The organism is Acidovorax sp. (assembly GCF_046314175.1).
Taxonomy (GTDB): domain Bacteria; phylum Pseudomonadota; class Gammaproteobacteria; order Burkholderiales; family Burkholderiaceae_C; genus Acidovorax.
Map to the genome: position 1 here is coordinate 35,554 of NZ_JBKBXG010000001.1, position 18,162 is coordinate 53,715.

At 64.8% G+C, this 18,162-nt stretch carries 15 protein-coding genes; 11 read left to right on the forward strand and 4 right to left on the reverse strand.

Going from position 1 to position 18,162, the window contains the following annotated elements:
• Window positions 1-21 precede the first annotated feature (21 nt).
• The 4 genes from ACK4OE_RS00155 to fdxA all read right to left on the reverse strand — a co-directional run bounded on the left by ACK4OE_RS00155 (window position 22) and on the right by fdxA (window position 3,258).
• Entirely contained in the window at window positions 22-1,209 is a 1,188-nt protein-coding gene (locus ACK4OE_RS00155) for an amidohydrolase family protein (protein WP_409882226.1), read from the reverse strand.
• A 148-nt stretch (window positions 1,210-1,357) separates the two neighbouring features.
• Window positions 1,358-2,041, reverse strand: a complete 684-nt coding sequence (locus ACK4OE_RS00160; protein WP_409882228.1) for a TetR/AcrR family transcriptional regulator — start codon at window positions 2,039-2,041, stop codon at window positions 1,358-1,360.
• Window positions 2,042-2,085: 44 nt separating this feature from the next.
• Window positions 2,086-2,862, reverse strand: a complete 777-nt coding sequence (locus ACK4OE_RS00165) for a ferredoxin--NADP reductase (RefSeq protein ID WP_409882230.1) — start codon at window positions 2,860-2,862, stop codon at window positions 2,086-2,088.
• 66 nt (window positions 2,863-2,928) lie between these two features.
• Entirely contained in the window at window positions 2,929-3,258 is a 330-nt protein-coding gene (gene fdxA / locus ACK4OE_RS00170) for a ferredoxin FdxA (protein WP_409882231.1), read from the reverse strand.
• A gap of 175 nt (window positions 3,259-3,433) precedes the next feature.
• On the opposite strand from fdxA, the gene ACK4OE_RS00175 reads away from it, so the two are divergent.
• From ACK4OE_RS00175 to ACK4OE_RS00225, 11 genes are all read left to right on the forward strand, one after another.
• Window positions 3,434-5,074: a 6-hydroxynicotinate reductase gene (locus tag ACK4OE_RS00175; RefSeq protein WP_409882232.1), complete on the forward strand. Its 1,641-nt coding sequence runs from the start codon at window positions 3,434-3,436 to the stop codon at window positions 5,072-5,074.
• Between the two features lie 13 nt (window positions 5,075-5,087).
• Window positions 5,088-6,008, forward strand: coding sequence for a UPF0280 family protein (locus tag ACK4OE_RS00180; RefSeq protein WP_409882233.1), 921 nt, complete (start codon window positions 5,088-5,090; stop codon window positions 6,006-6,008).
• A gap of 21 nt (window positions 6,009-6,029) precedes the next feature.
• Window positions 6,030-6,671 carry an amino acid synthesis family protein gene (locus ACK4OE_RS00185; RefSeq protein WP_409882234.1) on the forward strand — a complete coding sequence of 214 codons (642 nt, stop codon included), beginning with the start codon at window positions 6,030-6,032 and terminating at the stop codon, window positions 6,669-6,671.
• A 55-nt stretch (window positions 6,672-6,726) separates the two neighbouring features.
• Entirely contained in the window at window positions 6,727-7,311 is a 585-nt protein-coding gene (locus ACK4OE_RS00190; protein WP_409882235.1) for an amino acid synthesis family protein, read from the forward strand.
• Between the two features lie 80 nt (window positions 7,312-7,391).
• Window positions 7,392-8,603, forward strand: a complete 1,212-nt coding sequence (locus ACK4OE_RS00195) for an ABC transporter substrate-binding protein (RefSeq protein WP_409882236.1) — start codon at window positions 7,392-7,394, stop codon at window positions 8,601-8,603.
• 166 nt (window positions 8,604-8,769) lie between these two features.
• Window positions 8,770-10,677 carry an ABC transporter permease gene (locus ACK4OE_RS00200; protein ID WP_409882238.1) on the forward strand — a complete coding sequence of 636 codons (1,908 nt, stop codon included), beginning with the start codon at window positions 8,770-8,772 and terminating at the stop codon, window positions 10,675-10,677.
• Window positions 10,674-11,456: an ABC transporter ATP-binding protein gene (locus ACK4OE_RS00205; RefSeq protein WP_409882239.1), complete on the forward strand. Its 783-nt coding sequence runs from the start codon at window positions 10,674-10,676 to the stop codon at window positions 11,454-11,456. Before ACK4OE_RS00200 ends, ACK4OE_RS00205 begins: the two co-directional genes overlap by 4 nt.
• Window positions 11,457-11,458: 2 nt before the next feature.
• Window positions 11,459-12,202 carry an ABC transporter ATP-binding protein gene (locus ACK4OE_RS00210; RefSeq protein WP_409882361.1) on the forward strand — a complete coding sequence of 248 codons (744 nt, stop codon included), beginning with the start codon at window positions 11,459-11,461 and terminating at the stop codon, window positions 12,200-12,202.
• Window positions 12,203-12,332: 130 nt separating this feature from the next.
• Complete coding sequence (locus ACK4OE_RS00215; protein ID WP_409882240.1) at window positions 12,333-13,508, forward strand: ABC transporter substrate-binding protein; 1,176 nt, start codon at window positions 12,333-12,335, stop codon at window positions 13,506-13,508.
• Between the two features lie 17 nt (window positions 13,509-13,525).
• Entirely contained in the window at window positions 13,526-14,032 is a 507-nt protein-coding gene (locus tag ACK4OE_RS00220; protein WP_409882241.1) for a (2Fe-2S)-binding protein, read from the forward strand.
• Window positions 14,029-17,787, forward strand: a complete 3,759-nt coding sequence (locus ACK4OE_RS00225) for a molybdopterin cofactor-binding domain-containing protein (protein WP_409882243.1) — start codon at window positions 14,029-14,031, stop codon at window positions 17,785-17,787. Before ACK4OE_RS00220 ends, ACK4OE_RS00225 begins: the two co-directional genes overlap by 4 nt.
• The last annotated feature ends 375 nt before the right edge of the window (window positions 17,788-18,162 follow it).

Here is an 18,162-nt window from a genome sequence, read left to right on the forward strand (position 1 = left end):
GAATGCCCCCCGCGTGGGGGATCAGATCACGACCGGAATCTCTGTAGCCGGAGGTGTATTGCGGCTGCGGCCGCAGCGCACCAGGCCGTCAATCATCACCATGCCGATGCCGGGGATGTCACCGAGCTGAATGCTCTCCAGCAGCGTGGCGCCAGCGGTGTGCTGCGCACGGTCCATAAAGACAAAGTCTGCCGCCCGGCCTGGCTCGATCAGCCCGCAGTTCAGGTTGCGAATGCGCGCGGTGTTGCCGGTGGCAAAGCAGAACACCAGTTCAGCTGGGATGTTGGCAAAGCTCGAAATCAGCGCAATCATGCGCAGCATGCCCAGGGGCTGCACGCCCGAGCCTGCCGGGCCGTCGGTGCCCAGAATCACGCGGTGCGGGCACTTGAGTTCCATGGCCGCGCGCGCCGCCTCGATGGCTATTTTTTCGTTGCCGTTGTGCACCAGTTCGATGGCGCGGGACGATTTCTCGCACAGCTCGCACACATGCTTCCAGGGCAGTGACGTATGGCCGCCGTTGATGTGGCCAATCACATCGGCATCTGCCTCCAGCACCACGTCCTTGTCGATGAGGCCGGAGCCCGGAATGGACGGGCCGCCCGTGTGGATGGTGCTCTGTATGCCGTGTTTGCGCGCCCAGGCCACCATCTGCTTTGCCTCGTAGCCGGCCTTGACGGAACCCAGCCCCACTTCGCCCAGCAGCGTCACACCCGCATCGGCCAGGTCCTTGAAGTCCTGCTCAACCATTCCTTTTTCGATGACGGGCGCGCCTGCAATCACCTTTACGCCGCCGGGGCGGAAATTGTCGAACGAGCGCTGTGCGGTGATGGCCAGGGCCTTTAACCCCACGATGTCCTTGGGGCGACCGGGCAGGTGCACCTCACCCGCGGACACCATGGTGGTCACGCCGCCGTTCATGGTGGAGTCGATCCAGCCAATCTGGTTTTGGCGCGGCGTCCAGTCGCCAAACACGGGGTGCACGTGGCTGTCGATCAGGCCAGGCGCCACGCACGTCTGGCGGGCGTCGATGGTGGTGCGCGCGTGTTCGGTGTCGCAGTCCTTCTCGCGGCCCACAGCAACGATCAGGCCGTCGTTCACCACAATGGTGTCAGCGTCCAGGATGGGGTGGTCCAGGTCGCCGGACAGCAGCAGGCCAATGTTCTTGATGATGACTTTGCCGGAGGCGGCATGGGTGGAGATGTCTGCCATGGGGGGTACCAGTCGGTGGATGAGACGAGAAGGGCAAATCGCAGCCATCAGTGGGCTGCAATTCGTGTAGCAAATACTACATAAGAGCGCTGTGCCATGCAAGTTGCACGCGCTATCACCTGCAGCAGGTGTGCCCCTCGGGCGGTCCCTACTGCCTCACGGTGCGCAGCACCACGTCGATCATGAAATCGTCCCAGTGCGCCACGGCTTCGGGCAGGTCAATGTCTTCGCCCAGAAAGGCGGACAGCGTGTAGCGGTTGGACTGGTAGAAATAGCCCATCGATGCAATCAGCAGGTACAGGTCGCGCGCCCGGATGTCGGGACGGAACACGCCTTGCGTCACGCCACTGGCCAGCACCTGTTCGATCACCGACACCGCAGGCGACGAATACTCGCGTGCGCGCAGCGACTTGGAGATGTGCTTGCCCTTGTGCAGGTTTTCGGTGTTGAGCAGGGTGACGAACTCGGGGTGCTTGCGGTAGTACTGGCTGACAAACCGCACCACGGCCTTGAGCGACTCGATCGGCTCATCCAGGCGGATGTCGAGCGTCGCTTCGGAATCATTCATGCGCCGATAGATCGCTTCGAGCACTTCGATGAAGAGGCCCTCCTTACTACCGAAGTAGTAATAGATCATCCGGTCGAAGGACTTGGCCGCCTTCGATATCTTCTCTACGCTGCCGCCTTCGTAGCCGTAGCGCGCAAACACCTTGGTAGCCGCTTTCAGGATGTTGTCGCGCGTGGTCTGCGCTGCCTGCTCGCGCACGCCCGTCTTGCGTGCAGAAGGAGCACGCTTAGACGCTGTCCGGGTCTTGGTGGGGGTGGCAGACATGGCGGATCCTGGTGGGAGGGGTCGGCCCTCGGGCCGACCCGGGTTCACTGCTCTGCGAAGGCGCGCTCGATCACGAAATCGCCGGGTTTGGTGGTGTTGCCTTCCTTGAAGCCACGCTCTTCCATCATGTGCTTGAGGTCACGCAGCATCTCGGGGCTGCCACAGATCATCACACGGTCTTCGACGGGGTTGAGCGCTGGCAGTCCCAGGTCACGGGCAAGTTGTCCGTTTTCGATCACAGTGGTCACGCGGCCCTGGTGCTTGAAGGCTTCGCGGGTCACGGTGGGGTAGTACTTGAGCTGCTTGGTGACCATCTCGCCCAGGAACTCGTGCTGCGGCAGTTCCTGCGTGATGTAGTCGTAGTACGCAAGTTCCTTCACTTCGCGCACGCCATGCACCAGGATGACTTCCTCAAACTTCTCGTACGTTTCCGGGTCGCGGATCAGGCTGAGGAACGGGGCCACGCCGGTGCCGGTGGACAGCATGTACAAGCGCTTGGCAGGCAGCAGGTAGTCGATGAGCAGGGTGCCGGTGGGCTTTTTGCCGACCACGATGGTGTCGCCCACCTTGATGTGCTGCAGGCGCGACGTCAGCGGGCCGTCGGGCACCTTGATGGACAGGAACTCCAGGTGCTCTTCGTAATTGGGACTCACGATGCTGTAGGCGCGCAGCAGGGGTTTGCCGTTCTCGCCGCGCAGGCCGATCATTGTGAAATGCCCGTTGGAAAAGCGCAGAGCGGTGTCGCGCGTGGTGGTGAAGGAGAAAAGGCGGTCCGTCCAGTGGTGGACCGTCAGGACGCGTTCGTCAAGAAATGCGCTCATGGTGCGTTAGATGAAAAAGTTGGAAGCAAATAATGAATTTGGCTGAAGTGCAGGGCCGCAGTTGCTCTAAAGCGCAATGTTCAGGCCTGAAAGCTTGTGGCTCACAACCCTCCATTGTTCCGCATCTGGCAAAGCCGCTTTTCTTTTGGTGATTGGCGGCAAGGTGGGCGCCAGTTTCTTATTGAACTGCAGGAAGATTTCCATGCCTTCCGGCAGGTCGTCTTCGGCATGGATCGCGTTGGCCGGGCACTCGGGAATGCACACCGCGCAATCGATGCATTCGTCCGGGTCGATGACGAGATATTCGGGCCCTTCCCTGAAACAATCCACCGGGCAGACGTCAACGCAGTCGGTGTATTTGCACCGAATGCATGCATCCGTGACAACGTGCGTCATTTTGGGGCTCCTTGTGCACCGTTTCAGGGTGCGCGAAAACACTATTGCAGACCAGGAATGATTGCGCTACATTGACATCAAATGTAGTGATTGCAACATTTACGTTAAGTGAATGCTACACAAAATGCAATGGGCGTACAAGCGTTGAGAACGATGCAATGGATGGGCCACCACGATGACTGAACACACCAAGACCGATGGGCTTCCGGGCATGGACATGCCACAGGTGCCGCAGGTCCTTGAGCGCGCGAGGCCCCGCAATGAGCGCATGAATGTCGCGAAAGTGGAATGCAACGCCTGCCCCGTGCTGTGCCAGATCTCCGAAGGACGCGCTGGCGCCTGCGACCGTTATGCAAACCAGGACGGTGTGCTGGTGCGGGTCGATCCGGTGGTGCTGTTGCGCAAAGCCCTGCAAGCGGGTGAGGCGACCCTGGTGCCCTTTGTAGGGCGTGCGGCCCCCGGCAGCGATGTCAGTGCTGATGGCGGTGGCAATGTGGTCAGCGCAGGCGGGCCCGGTGCGTGGTCTGGAGACCTGTTGCTGACGGAAGAGGTTTTTGTGACCGGGGTTGGGTCCTCCACCACCTACCCTGACTACAAACCCGCCCCGTTCATCGTCGGGTCGCAAGTGCAGGGCGTGGACATGGTGACCGTGGTCACTGAGGGCATCTTCAGTTACTGCAGCTTCAAGGTGAAGATCGACACCGACCGCTTTCTTGGCCCCGAACAAGCCAATGTGCGCTGCAAGGGTGAGGTGGTGGGTCATGTCACCACGGCGGAGTACGGGTCGCAGATGTTGTCACTGGGCGGCGTGCACCACCTCACCGGCGGCACCAAGAAGGAAGGCCGCATCACGGCCGAGATGATGCAGCTGCTGGGCAACAAACAGGCCGTAGAGTTCACCATCGACGGTGGCTCGCAGCTCATCATTCAGGCGGGTCGCGCGCCCATCGTCAACGGCGTGGCCGAGCAGCGCATGCGTGTGGGCTGCGGGTCGGCCGCCATCGGCATCTTTGCGCGCCAGTTCTATGGTCATGCCGATGAGGTGGTGGTCGTGGACGACCACATCACTGGCGTGCTGACCGAGCACCAGGCGGGGCGTTGCCTGGACATGAAGTCGTCAGGCATTCAGATGCGCGGGCGCAAGTCCACCCCCGGCCGTTATTTTCAGGTGGCCAACCCGGGCACCGGCTGGGGGGGCACCGACATCGCTGACCCGCTGTCCATCATCGAAGGCTGGAACGCCGACGTTGCGTGGCCTGGTCTGCGCCTGCTCATGACATCCACCACAGGCGAGCATGCCAGCTGGTACGTGCTGGATGAGCAACTGACGCCGGTGGAAGCGCAGATGCCCGACGAGGTGCGCCGCATCGTGGACCGCATTGGCGAAAACTGCGAACCTTCTCTGGCATCGGTGCTGTTTTTGGGCGGTGCAGGCGGCAGCCTCCGGGCGGGCGTGACCGAGAACCCGGTGCTGCTGACCCGGTCCATCAAGAATGCCTTGGTCAACGTGACCTGTGGCGGCGCACCGGCCTATGTGTGGCCGGGTGGTGGCATTACCGTGATGGCCGACGTGCTGCGCATGCCAGACAACAGCTTTGGTACTGTGCCCACACCGGCCATCGTGGCGCCCATTGAGTTCAGCATGCGCCGCGCGGACTATGAGGCGCTGGGCGGCCATACGGCGCAGATTCGCGGGCTGCGCGATGTGCTGGAAAACGGTGCCTGGCACAACGACGGCGCACCGCAGGCGCTCAGCTGGCTCACGCTGCCCGCCACCAACCCATGGCCCCTGGGCCAGCCGCCCTTGCTGGGCTGACCGGATGCACAGCATGCACGCCTGCCGAAACTGGTTGCCCGACAGCTGCTGGCACTTTCAGCACGGTCCGATCGACCTCGTCATCCGCGCCGAGGGCGATGCGGGCATCGTCGCCCAGGCGCATGAGAGCGCCTGGATTAGATTCACCACCGTGTTGCAAGAGCTGGTGGCTGAACTGCCAGCCTTGCGTGCCCCCGTGGGTGATGTCTGCACCGTGCAAGGCGTCGTCGCGCAGCGCATGTGGTCTGCATGCGCGCCCTATCGGATGGATTTCATCACGTCCATGGCCGCGGTGGCGGGAGCGGTTGCACAAGAAATACTGGACTGCTATGCGCACAGCGGCATCGACCGCGCATGGGTGAACAATGGGGGCGACATCGCGCTGCATCTGGCGCCGGGCCAGCGCGCATCAGTGGGTGTGGTCTCTGACATCGCGGCGCTCGATATCCAGCAACTGCGCAATGGGCTGGTGGTGGACGGGCAATTGCACATCACCAGCACCATGCCGGTGCGCGGTGTGGCCACCAGCGGCTGGCGGGGGCGCAGCCAGTCGATGGGAATCGCAGACAGTGTCACGGTGCTGGCCCAGACTGCCGCGCAGGCCGATGCTGCAGCGACCATCGTGGCCAACGCCGTGAATGTGCAGGACGCCCGCATATCGCGCATGCCCGCCTGGCTGGTACGCGACGATAGCGACCTCGGGGGGCTTCATGTCACGGTGGATGTGCCTGCGCTGCCGCTTACACAGGTGCAAATTGCGCTGCAGCGTGGTTTGCGCAAGGCGCACGAACTGAAGGCGCAGGGACTGCTGTGGTTTGCCATGCTGACGTGCCAGGGGCACTATGCGGTGACGTTGGAGCCGATGGCGCTTGGCGGCATGCCGCAGGGCGAAAAACTGCGCGAAGAAATCGAAGTTGGTTCAGTATTTGCTTAACGAATTGCACAGGCAGCCAAAATGATTCAGATACGACGTGTTTTTACCCACCTTGAGGAGATCCGGCACGAATTCGGGCCGGTGGCCGACGTGCCGCTGCTGCGTGGTGCGATTGGTGCGGTGCTGACCAACCCGTACGCGGGCCGCTACGAGGCCGACATCCTCCCCATGATGGAGGCTTTGCAGAACGTGGGCCTCGATATGGCGCAGCGCCTGCTCAAGGCCATGGGCGTACCCGCCGAGCGCATCGAGACCTATGGCAAGGGCGCCATCGTGGGAGCGGGCGGAGAGCTGGAACACGGAGCGCTCTGGCATGTGCCCGGGGGCTATGCCATGCGCGAGCTGCTGGGTTGGAAGGGCGACCGCAACGCCTACGCAAAAGGCCAGGCAGAGGAGAAAACGGGGCAGCCTGCGAATGCGCTTTCCATCGTGCCGTCCACCAAAAAGGTGGGAGGGCCGGGCGCCGCGCTGGATGTGCCGCTGACACACATCAATGCCAGCTACGTACGTAGCCATTTCGATGCCATGGAGGTGCGTGTGCCCGGTGCGCCAGCGGCCGATGAAATCGTGTTCATACTTGCCATGACAACCGGCCCGCGCATTCATGCCCGCGTCGGTGGGCTCAAGGCGGCAGACATCAGTCAGTGGAACGGCCTGCGCTAAGCGCCGCAACGATCAGCACACCCTCCAGCACTACAAGATTCCAAGGAGCCAAACAATGCCTGCCAAGATTCGAAAGATCATCGTCCAGACGGATGAAGTCCGCGTGGAGATGGGGCGTGATGTTCAGCCCCCGGTGCGCAAGGCACTGGCCATGGCCGTGATCGAGAACCCCTTTGCCGGACGCTATGTGGAAAACCTCGACGAACTCATCGCCATCGGCGAAGAGCTGGGAGGCCTTCTGGGCGCGCGCTGCGTGCAGGCCCTGGGCATTGCACCGGGCGATGCCCACAGCTACGGCAAGGCGGCCATTGTGGGCGAGGCGGGCGAGCTGGAACACGCCGCCGCCATCCTGCACCCCAAGCTGGGCGCCCCGTTGCGCGCCGCAGTCGAAAAGGGTGCAGCCCTGGTCCCGTCCAGCAAAAAGATGGGCGGCCTGGGCACTGCCATTGATGTGCCCCTGGGGCACAAAGATGCCGCCTACGTGCGCAGCCATTTCGACGCCATGGAAGCCCGTGTGGCCGATGCCCCGCGGGCCAATGAAATCGTGGTGGCCGTTGTCGTGACAGACAGCGGGCGGCCGTTGCCACGTGTCGGCGGCCTGACGGCCTCCGAAATCCAGGGTGTGGACGGCCTGCGCTGAACCCCGCACGCCGACGCACACCTGCCTTGTCCCACCCCCGTTCGATTTCCCTCTCCAACCCATCTCTCAGGAGTCTCCCCATGACGATGCGACGAAACCTCATGCGTGCCACGGCTGCGGCTGCACTGGCCCTTACCCTGGCCCCTGTTTTTGCCCAGGGCGTGATCAAGATTGGCGAGGTCAACAGCTACAAGGCTCAGCCCGCCTTCCTGGAGCCCTACAAGAAGGGCATGGAGCTGGCGGTCGATGAAATCAACGCAGCGGGCGGTGTTAACGGCAAGAAGATCGAGCTGATCACGCGTGACGACAACGCCAACCCGGGCGACGCCGTACGCGTGGCTGAGGAGCTGGTGTCGCGCGAGAAAGTCGACGTGCTCGCCGGCACCTTCCTGTCGAACACCGGGCTGGCGGTGGCCGACTTCGCCAAGCAAAAGAAGTTCTTCTTTCTCGCAGGCGAGCCGCTCACCGATAAGATGACCTGGCAGGGCGGCAACCAGTACACCTTCCGCCTGCGCCCCGGCACCTACATGCAGGCCGCCATGCTGGTGCCTGAGGCCGCCAAGATGAAGAAAAAGCGCTGGGCGGTGGTCTACCCCAACTACGAATACGGCCAGTCCGCCGTGGCTGCGTTCAAACAACTGCTCAAGGCCGCCCAGCCTGATGTGGAGTTTGTGGCCGAACAAGCCACGCCACTGGGCCGCGTCGATGCCGGCAGTGTGGTGCAGGCCTTGGCAGACGCCAAGCCCGACGCAATCTTCAATGTGCTGTTTGGCGCCGACTTGTCAAAGTTCGTGCGCGAAGGCAATACGCGCGGCCTCTTCAAGGGCATCGAGGTGGTCAGCGTGCTGACGGGCGAACCAGAATACCTCGATCCCCTGAAAGACGAGGCCCCCAACGGCTGGCTGGTGACCGGCTATCCCTGGTACGGCGTCAACACACCCGCGCACAAGGCCTTCGAGCAGGCGTACCAGGCCAAGTTCAAGGACTACCCGCGCCTGGGTTCGGTCGTGGGCTACAGCATGATCAAGTCGGCTGCTGCCGGTATTGCCAAAGCCAAGAGCACCGACACCGACAAGCTGGTGGCTGCCTTCAAGGGCCTGCAGGTGGATACCCCGTTTGGCAAGATCACCTACCGCCCTGAAGACCACCAGGCCACCATGGGCGCGTTTGTCGGCCGCACCAAGAACGAGGGCGGCAAGGGCGTGATGGTGGACTACGTGTACCTGGACGGCGCCGACCCGAAGTACCAACCCTCCGCCGCCGAAGTGAAGAAGTCGCGAAGCGCGGATTGATCCCCTCTGAGTCCTGAGGCGCCCGCTGCGCCTGGGTCTCAGCAAACGCTACTCGCGGTCCGGCGCAGCCGGATTCGCGCGGCGCTGGCCGGGCCATGTCCGGCATCGTTTCATGGCCTTCGCTCTGGCAAAAAAGTGTGAACAGGCCCTACAGGGTGTATCGAACATGAGTTTTTCGGGTTTCATCGTTCAGCTCATCAACGGGCTGGCGAGCGCTTCGTCGCTGTTCCTCGTGGCGGCGGGTCTGTCGCTGATCTTTGGCGTGACCCGCATCGTGAACTTTGCCCATGGCTCGTTCTTCATGGTGGGCATCTACGTCGCGTACTCGCTGGTCGAACGCCTGAGCGGTGCTTTCGGCTTCTGGGTGGCCTTGCCGCTCGCAGCGTTGATCGTGGGTGTGCTCGGTGCGCTGATCGAAGTGGTGCTGCTGCGCCGCATCTACAAGGCGCCTGAGCTGTTCCAGCTGCTGGCCACGTTCGCGCTGGTGCTGGTCATTAAGGACGCGGTGCTGTGGCTCTGGGGCCCCGACGAACTGCTCGGCCCGCGCGCGCCGGGCCTGTCGGGTTCTGTGAGCCTGTTGGGCCGGCAGTTCCCCACCTATGACCTGTTTCTCATCGTGGTCGGGCCGCTCGTATTGGGCGCAGTCTGGCTGCTGCTCACGCGCACCCGGTTCGGCACGCTGGTGCGCGCCGCCACGCAAGACCGTGAAATGGTGAGCGCCCTGGGCGTCAACCAGGCCTGGCTGTTCACGGCCGTGTTTGCGCTGGGCGCAATGCTGGCCGGGCTGGGTGGCGCACTGCAACTGCCGCGCGAGCCTGCCACGCTGGAGATGGACCTGCACACCATAGGTGCTGCCTTCGTGGTGGTGGTGGTGGGTGGCATGGGCTCCATCCCGGGCGCGTACGCCGCGGCGCTGCTGATCTCCGAGATCAAGGCCATCTGCATCTGGCTGGGCGTGGTCGACGTGTTCGGCGTGAGTATTTCCTTCTCCAAGCTGACCCTGGTGGTCGACTTTCTGGTGATGGCCGTGGTGCTGGTCTGGCGCCCATGGGGGCTGTTTGGCAGACCACAGGCACCCAGCCGCTACGTGGGCATGCAGGAGGAGCCGCTGCGCCGGCCAGGCAAGGCCTATCTGGTAGCGGCCGCCGTGCTGGGCCTGCTGCTGGTGGCGGCACCGCTGCTCACCGCGCAGTCGCCGTACACCACCGTGCTGCTGATTGACCTGCTGATAGCAGCGTTGTTCGCGGCCAGTCTTCACTTCATCATGGGCCCAGCGGGCATGCATTCGTTCGGCCATGCCGCCTACTTCGGGCTGGGCGCTTATGGCGCCGCGCTGCTGGTGCGCACGCTCGGGCTTCCGATGGAGATCGCACTGGTGGTGGCGCCGCTGGTGGCTGCGGCCGGGGCATTCATCTTCGGCTGGTTTGCAGTGCGGCTGTCGGGTGTGTACCTCGCCATGCTGACGCTGGCCTTCGCCCAGATCACCTGGGCCATCACCTACCAGTGGGACAGCTTCACCGGCGGCAGCAATGGCCTCACCGGTGTCTGGCCCGCGGAATGGCTGGCGGACAAGCGCATGTACTACTGGCTCACGCTGGCCCTGGTTGGCTTGGGGGTGTGGTGGTTGCGCCGCGTGCTGTTCTCTCCGTTTGGCTATGCGCTGCGCGCTGGGCGCGACTCGGTGCTGCGAGCCGACGCCATCGGCATCGACGTCAAGCGCATGCAGTGGGCGGCCTTTGTGGTGGCCGGCACGGCTGCGGGGCTGGCTGGCGCGCTGTATGCGTTCTCTAAGGGCAGCATTTCGCCGGAGTCGCTGGCCGTGGGCAAGTCGGTCGATGGCCTGGTGATGGTGTTGTTGGGTGGCATCCAGACGCTGGCGGGGCCGGTGGTGGGCGCGGTCACTTTCACCTGGCTGCACGACACCGTGGCGCGCAACACCGACTACTGGCGCGCCATGCTGGGCGCCATCATCCTGCTGCTGGTGCTGCTGTTCCCGCAGGGTATTGCAGGCACCTTTAAGCAGATTTTTGACAATATGCGTGAAGCCAAGAACACCAAGGAGGGCAAGGCATGAGTCTCCTTAAAGTCACCGGTCTGGGCAAATCGTTTGGCGGCGTCAAGGCGGTGGATGGCATCCACTTCGATTTGGCTGCGGGCGAACTGCTCGCGCTGATTGGCCCCAACGGCGCGGGCAAGTCCACCACCTTCAACATGGTCAACGGCCAGTTGCCGGCCGATGCAGGCTCCATCCAGCTCAACGGCCAGGAGCTGGTGGGCCGCAAGCCGCGCGACATCTGGCGCATGGGTGTGGGGCGCACCTTTCAGATTGCCGAAACCTTTGCCTCGCTGACGGTGGTAGAAAACGTGCAGATGGCGCTGATCTCTAACGACAGCCTGCTGTTCTCGATGTGGCGCAGGGCGGCCGACCACAAGCGTGATGAAGCGCTTGCGCTGCTGGACCAGGTGGGCATGAAGTCGCAAGCTGACCGCCCTTGCAGCGTGCTGGCCTATGGCGACGTCAAGCGTGTGGAGCTGGCCATCGCCATGGCCAACAGCCCTAAGCTGCTGCTCATGGACGAGCCCACCGCCGGCATGGCCCCCAAGGAGCGCAACGACCTGATGGCGCTGACTAAGCAGCTCGTGATCGACCGCAACATGGCCGTGCTGTTCACCGAGCACAGCATGGACGTAGTGTTCGCCTACGCCGACCGCATGATCGTGCTGGCGCGCGGGCGCTTGATTGCCGAGGGCAAACCGCTGGAGCTGCGTGACCACCCCAAGGTGCAGGAGGTCTACTTCGGCACCGGCAAGACCTTTGAGAAGAAAGCCGCAGCCAATGCGGAGGCGGCATGACCATGACGACCCACAACCCCAAAGAACTGCTGCTTCAGGCCAAGGGCCTGCAGGCCTGGTATGGTGCGGCGCAAATCCTGTACGACGTGGATCTGGACGTGCGCCGTGGCGAAGTCGTGGCGCTCATGGGCCGCAACGGCGCGGGCAAGTCCACCACGCTCAAGACGCTGATGGGCATGCTGACCAAGCGCAAGGGCAGCATCCAGTTCATGGGCACGGATCTGTCCCGCACCGACCCGCACGACGCCGCCCGCCTGGGCCTGGGCTTTGTGCCCGAAGACCGCCGCGTGTTCACCGACCTCACGGTGATGGAGAACCTGGAAGTGGGCCGCCAACCCGCGCGCCACTGGCCCGACGGCACGGCCGCACCGGTGTGGACGCCCGAGCGCCTGTTCAAGCTGTTCCCCAACCTGGGCGAAATGCCGCAGCGCCATGGTGGCCGCATGAGCGGCGGCGAGCAACAGATGCTGACCGTTGCGCGCACGCTCATGGGCAACCCCTTTCTGGTGCTGCTGGACGAGCCCTCCGAAGGCGTGGCGCCCGTCATCGTGGAGCAGATGGCCCACATGATCCTGGAGCTCAAAGAGCAGGGCGTGAGCATTCTGCTGTCCGAGCAGAACATGCACTTTGCCGAGCTGGTATCCGACCGCGCCTATGTGCTTGAAAAGGGCCAGATCCGCTACCAGGCCACGATGGCCGAACTGGCGGCCAACGAAGAGGTGCGCCGCGCCTATCTGAGCGTGTGATCCCCCAGCGCAGTGGCGCGTGTGGCGCGCCTCAAACGTGTGCTGTTGGTTACAAAAAACACCCCTTCAAACACTTGCGCGTTGCAATCACAAGCCCCGAAACTGGCATCTTTGATGTAAGGAGCGCTACATGAAGTGTCAAGGAGTGGAGGATGGATGCGTCGACCGCCGGACTGCCATGGCGGGGCTGGTGGCAACAGCGGGGTGGACTTGGGCGGGCCCCGCGGCCGCCGAGACCGGGGTGACGGACACCCGCATCAAGGTGGGGCAGTCGGCTGTTTTCACCGGGCCCGCCAAGGATTTCGGGGTGGACTACAAGGCGGGCATCTCACTCTACTTCGACAAGGTCAACAAGACCGGCGGTGTGTTAGGGCGCACGCTAGAGCTGGTGTCGCACGACGACGCTTACGACCCCAAGAAGACGGCCGAGAACACGACCAAGCTGATCGATGAGGGCAAGGTGTTCGCCCTCATCGGCTACGTGGCCACGGGCAACCTGATTGCTGCCATGCCCATTGCCGAGAAGGCCGGTGTACCCATGTTTGCGCCGCTGGTGGGCACCACATCGTTTCGCACCACGCACAACCGCTACCTGTTTCATGTGCGCGCCAGCTACGAGACCGAGCTGCGCAAGATCGTGGGCCACCTGGCCACGCTGGGCATCAACAACATTGCGGTCATTTACCAGAACAGCGCATTCGGCAAATCCAACCTCGACACCTGCCTGCAGATTGCGCAGGGCCTGAAGGTCAAGGTGGTGGAGTCCGTGCCCATGGAGATCGTAGCCACCGACGCCAAGACCCAGGTGGCCACGCTGACCAAGGCCCAGCCCGGCGCGGTGGTGATGATCATGGCGGGCAAGATGGTGGAAGTCTTCCTGCGCGACTACCGTGCGGGCGGGGGCGCATCGCCGCTGTACACCATCTCGGTGGGCATCACCGATGCGCCAGGCTCCGCGCAGCGCCTGAACGGCGGCATCGAAGGACTGGTCACGGCCAGTATCGTGCCCTCGCCGCAGGCCAGCCGTCTGTCCGTCGTGGTGGACTACCGCAAGGACCGTACCGACGCGGGCGAGAAGATCGACAGCTACACCATGCTGGAGGGCTACATCGCCGCGCGCGTGTTCGTCGAGGGCATCAAACGGGCAGGCAAAGCGCTCACCCGCGAAGGCTTTATCAAGGCCATGGAAGACATGGGCACGACCAAGATCGGCGATTTTCCGTTGCAGTACGGCCCCAATAACCACAATGGTTCCAACTTTGTAGACCTGGAGATGTACACGCGCTCCGGTGGCTTAAAGCGCTGAAGGCACCCCCAATAGACATGCACGCGCCCGCTTCGCTTCAATCCACGGTCGTCAACGGCCAGCCTTGTGTCCTGCCGTCGACACCATCGGCCAGCACGACGCTGCTGCATGTATTGCGCAACGACCTGTCGCTCAACGGCCCCAAGTACGGCTGCGGCCTGGGGCAGTGCGGCGCGTGCACGGTGCTGGTGGATGGTGTCGCCGCACGGGCGTGTGTGATTCCGGCACATGGTGCTGCGGGCCGTGATGTGACCACGCTGGAGGGCCTGCCTGCGCGCTGCGGCAAAGGCCACGGCCTGCACCCGGTGCAGCAGGCGTTCATCGACGAGCAAGCCGCGCAATGCGGCTACTGCCTGAACGGCATGGTGATGATGGCCGTGGCCTTGCTGGAGCGCAATCCAGACCCCGATGAGGCCGCAGTGCGCAGCGAGCTGTCTGCCAACCTCTGCCGCTGCGGCACCCATGTCGAAATCATCCGCGCGGTGCTGCGCGCGGCCGTGCTGATGCGCGAGGCCCAGACATGAGCGCCACACCACCCCTGCGCGCCCACGCACCCCTGACCCGTGCCGACTTCCATGCTGCACAGGGCGTGTTGCTGGTGGTGCGCAACCCACCGCCTGCGCCGCCGCCTGTCAAAGGTCAGCCCGCGCTGGTGGCGGGCAACCCGGCCGAGGGTGTGGAGATACTGATCGCCGTGTGGGACGACGGCAGCGTGACTGCGCTCAATGGGCATGTAGACCTGGGCACGGGCATCCGCACCGCACTCGCCCAGATCGTGGCCGAAGAGCTGGACGTGCCGTTGGCCCAGGTGAACATGGTGCTGGGCGACACCACGCGTGCGCCCAACCAGGGCGCCACCATCGCGAGCGCGTCCATCCAGATCCACGCCAAACCCTTGCGCACCGCTGCCGCGCAGGCGCGCCACTGGCTGGTGGCGCAGGCCGCAAAGCAGCTGGGCGTAGAGTTCGATGAACTGCAGGTGCGTGCAGGTGTGGTGCAGTGCATCGCAGACCCGTCACGCCAACTGGCCTACCGCGCGTTGCTCGCGGGCGCACACGTCACGCTTGAGCTGGCCGACGCCACGCCTACCAAGGCCGCCGCCGATTACACCGTGGTCGGCCAGTCCGTGCACCGCGTGGACATCCCCGCCAAGGTCAGTGGCGAGCTGGTCTTTGTGCACGACATGCGCGTGCCCGGCATGCTGCACGGCCGCGTGGTGCGCCCGCCGTATGCGGGGGCCGACCATGGCGACTTCATTGGCAACACGCTCGAATCGGTGGACCAGCAGTCCATCGCCCACATCCCCGGCATCCGCGCCGTTGTGGTGATCCGCGACTTTGTGGGCATCGTGGCTGAGCGCGAAGAACAGGCTGAGCAGGCCCTGCGCGAGCTGAAAGTGCGCTGGAAGGACTGGCCCGGCTTCCCGCGCCAGGACAGCACCGAGGCGCTGGAGCAAGCCATCCGCGCCAACCCATCCACCCAGCGCCGCTTGGTGGACGAGGGTGATGTGGACGCCGCCCTGGCCGCTCTGTCCTCTGAAGGCCAGCCCATGCCACGCACCTATGTGTGGCCGTACCAGATGCACGCGTCCATCGGCCCGTCGTGCGCGGTGGCCGAGTGGCGCAGCGACGGCAGCGCAGGCCGCCCGCGCATGACCGTGTGGGCGGGCACACAAAACCCCCATGTGCTGCGCGCCGACCTGGCCCGCCTGACAGGGCTGGCCGATGTAGACATCGACCTCATCCGCATGGAGGCCGCAGGCTGCTATGGCCGCAACGGCGCCGACGATGTGGCCGCCGACGCCGCACTGCTGTCGCGCGCCGTGGGCGACCCGGTGCGCGTGCAGCTCACACGCGAGCAGGAGCATTTGTGGGAGCCCAAGGGCACAGCCCAGCTCATGCAGGTGCGCGGCGGGCTCAACGCCGATGGAACCGTGGCGGCGTATGACTTCGAAACCTCGTACCCGTCCAACGGCGCGCCCACGCTGGCCCTGCTGCTCACCCGCACCATCGAGCCCGTGGCCCAGGCCTACGAGATGGGCGACCGCACCGCGCGCCCGCCCTACCAGTACGACAACCTGCGCGTCGCCGTCAACGACATGGCGCCCATCGTGCGTGCCTCGTGGCTGCGGGGCGTATCGGCCCTGCCCAACTCGTTTGCGCACGAATCCTATGTGGACGAACTGGCCACGGCTGCGGGCGTGGACCCGGTGCACTTTCGCCTGCAGTTGCTAAGCGACCCGCGCGCCGCCGAGCTGGTGCAGGCAACGGCCGAAAAAGCGGGTTGGGTGCGCCGCACCGGCCCGCAGCAGCATGCACTCAAGGGTGAGGAAGAGGGCGGCGACTGGGTGCAGGGCCAGGGCTTTGCCTACGCCCGCTACATCCACAGCAAGTGGCCTGGCTTTGGCGCCGCGTGGGCGGCTTGGGTGGCCGATGTGGAGGTCAACAAAAAGACCGGCGAGGTGCACGTGCGCCGCGTGGTGGTGGGGCACGACGCGGGTCTGATGATCAACCCCGCAGGCGTAGAGCAGCAGGTGCACGGCAACGTGCTGCAGACCACCAGCCGCGCGCTCAAAGAGCAGGTGACGTTCGAGCCCGTCAAGCAGGCCGTGGACAACCGCGAATGGGGCAGCTACCCCATCCTGAGCTTTCGCGAGGTTCCGGTCATCGAGGTCATGCACATGCCCCGGCAGGACGAGGCGCCGCTGGGCTCGGGCGAGTCATCGTCTGTACCGGGCACGGCAGCCATTGCCAACGCGATCTTTGACGCCACGGGCGTGCGCTTTCGCGCGCCGCCCTTCACGCCGGAAGTGGTGCGCGCGGGACTTAGTCCCCTGCCCGGTGGTGCGGGCGAGGCCGCCCCTAGCGGAAGCCCGCCTGCGGAACAAGCCGAAGTGCTGCCCACGCTGGAACTGCCCGCACCCACCGTGCCCGCCAGCGCCACTTGGCCCCGCACGCGCAGCCCTTGGGCGCGCGCCTTGGCCCTAGCCGCTGGTGGCATCGCCATGGGCGCGGCGCTGCTGGGCTGGCGCCCCTCCATCGCGCCCGTGGTGCAGACGGCGGGCGCGTCGGTCTACAACGCCGCCACCATCGAGCGCGGCCGCCTGCTGGCCGCTGCGGGCGACTGCGTGGTGTGCCACACCGCCCCCGGCGGCACGCCCAACACCGGTGGCCGCGCCATGGACACCCCCTTTGGCAAGGTCTACACCACCAACCTCACGCCCGACGCAGAGACCGGCATCGGCCAGTGGTCCTTCAGCGCCTTCCAGCGCGCCATGCGCGAAGGCATCTCGCGCGACGGCAAACACCTGTACCCCGCGTTCCCCTACACGTCGTTCGCCAAGATGAGCGACGACGACCTGACCGCGCTGTACGCCTACCTGATGGCGCAGCCCGCAGTGCGGGCCGAGGTGCCCAAGACGGAACTGGCCTTCCCCTTCAGCGTACGCCCCCTGATGGCAGGCTGGAACGCGCTGTTCCACGACGCCACCCCTTTCAAGCCCGACCCGACCCGCCCCCCCGAATGGAACCGGGGTGCCTACCTGGTGCAGGGCGTGGGCCACTGCGGCGCCTGCCACACGCCGCGCAACGCGCTGGGTGCCGAGCTGGGCGGTGCCGCGTTCCTCTCCGGCGCCATGGTTGACGGCTGGGAGGCGCCTGCGCTTACCGGCCTGTCCAAAACGCCGGTGCCCTGGACGGCCGATGCGCTCTACAGCTACCTGCGCCACGGCCACAGCCCGCAGCACGGCAGCGCGTCTGGCCCCATGGCGCCCGTGGTGCGCGAACTGGCGCACCTGCCCGACGACGACATCCGCGCCATGGCGGGCTACCTGGCCTCGTTCACCGCTACGGAAGCGGCTGCCCAGCCAGCCACCCAGCCTGCGCCTGACCCCCAGCAGCGCGCACAAACCGCCGTCGCCCAGGCCGCCGCGCTGGCACCCCAGCCCGGCCAGGCCCAGCGCCTGTTTGACGGCGCCTGCGCCGCCTGCCACCACGACGGCGACGGCCCGCGCCTGCTGGGTGTGAACGTGCCGCTGGCGCTCAACAGCAACCTGCACAGCGACCGGCCCGACAACCTGCTGCAGGTCATCGTGCACGGCATCCGCGAGCCCGCCACGCGCGACATTGGCTTTATGCCCGGCTTCGGCCAGGCGCTCAGCGATGCGCAGATCACCGAGCTGGCGGGCTACATGCGCCAGCGCTATGCGCCCGGCCGTCCGGCGTGGGGCGACGTGCCCGAGGCCCTGGCCCGTGTGCGTGCGGGGCCTGTGCATCCTTGATTTTTAGTGTTTTAGGCCTCTAGCGCTTTCTGGGTAAGCGCTAGCAGCTATAAAAACAGGAGTCGCTGAGTGCAAAGGCCGCGGTATAGCACCGAGCCCGCCCACTGTTGCCAGCCGCTGACGCTGTCCGAACAGCGCCGCCATTTCCCCTCACATCGCCGCATTGCACCCGTCCCCACGCAGGCACAGTGGCAGCGGGCCTGGTCAAAGGGGGAACAGGCCCGGGCGTTTCGCGGTCATCGTTTTTGCCCGAGCGCCTTGGCCCGCCACCGCCGCGTGGCTGCTTCTGTTCTGTCATCCTGCAAGGAGAACACCATGACCCAGAGTGAAACGGAAATCCATCGCATCGTGCTGCGCCTGCTGCGCGAGGGCTAC

Coding starts and splice junctions, on each gene's coding strand:
- ACK4OE_RS00195 (WP_409882236.1), top strand. CDS start 7,392: ATGACGATGCGACGAAACCTCATGCGTGCCACGGCTGCGGCTGCACTG.
- ACK4OE_RS00215 (WP_409882240.1), top strand. CDS start 12,333: ATGAAGTGTCAAGGAGTGGAGGATGGATGCGTCGACCGCCGGACTGCC.
- ACK4OE_RS00175 (WP_409882232.1), top strand. CDS start 3,434: ATGACTGAACACACCAAGACCGATGGGCTTCCGGGCATGGACATGCCA.
- ACK4OE_RS00225 (WP_409882243.1), top strand. CDS start 14,029: ATGAGCGCCACACCACCCCTGCGCGCCCACGCACCCCTGACCCGTGCC.
- fdxA (WP_409882231.1), bottom strand. CDS start 3,258: ATGACGCACGTTGTCACGGATGCATGCATTCGGTGCAAATACACCGAC.
- ACK4OE_RS00210 (WP_409882361.1), top strand. CDS start 11,459: ATGACGACCCACAACCCCAAAGAACTGCTGCTTCAGGCCAAGGGCCTG.
- ACK4OE_RS00220 (WP_409882241.1), top strand. CDS start 13,526: ATGCACGCGCCCGCTTCGCTTCAATCCACGGTCGTCAACGGCCAGCCT.
- ACK4OE_RS00165 (WP_409882230.1), bottom strand. CDS start 2,862: ATGAGCGCATTTCTTGACGAACGCGTCCTGACGGTCCACCACTGGACG.
- ACK4OE_RS00185 (WP_409882234.1), top strand. CDS start 6,030: ATGATTCAGATACGACGTGTTTTTACCCACCTTGAGGAGATCCGGCAC.
- ACK4OE_RS00200 (WP_409882238.1), top strand. CDS start 8,770: ATGAGTTTTTCGGGTTTCATCGTTCAGCTCATCAACGGGCTGGCGAGC.
- ACK4OE_RS00155 (WP_409882226.1), bottom strand. CDS start 1,209: ATGGCAGACATCTCCACCCATGCCGCCTCCGGCAAAGTCATCATCAAG.
- ACK4OE_RS00180 (WP_409882233.1), top strand. CDS start 5,088: ATGCACGCCTGCCGAAACTGGTTGCCCGACAGCTGCTGGCACTTTCAG.
- ACK4OE_RS00190 (WP_409882235.1), top strand. CDS start 6,727: ATGCCTGCCAAGATTCGAAAGATCATCGTCCAGACGGATGAAGTCCGC.
- ACK4OE_RS00205 (WP_409882239.1), top strand. CDS start 10,674: ATGAGTCTCCTTAAAGTCACCGGTCTGGGCAAATCGTTTGGCGGCGTC.
- ACK4OE_RS00160 (WP_409882228.1), bottom strand. CDS start 2,041: ATGTCTGCCACCCCCACCAAGACCCGGACAGCGTCTAAGCGTGCTCCT.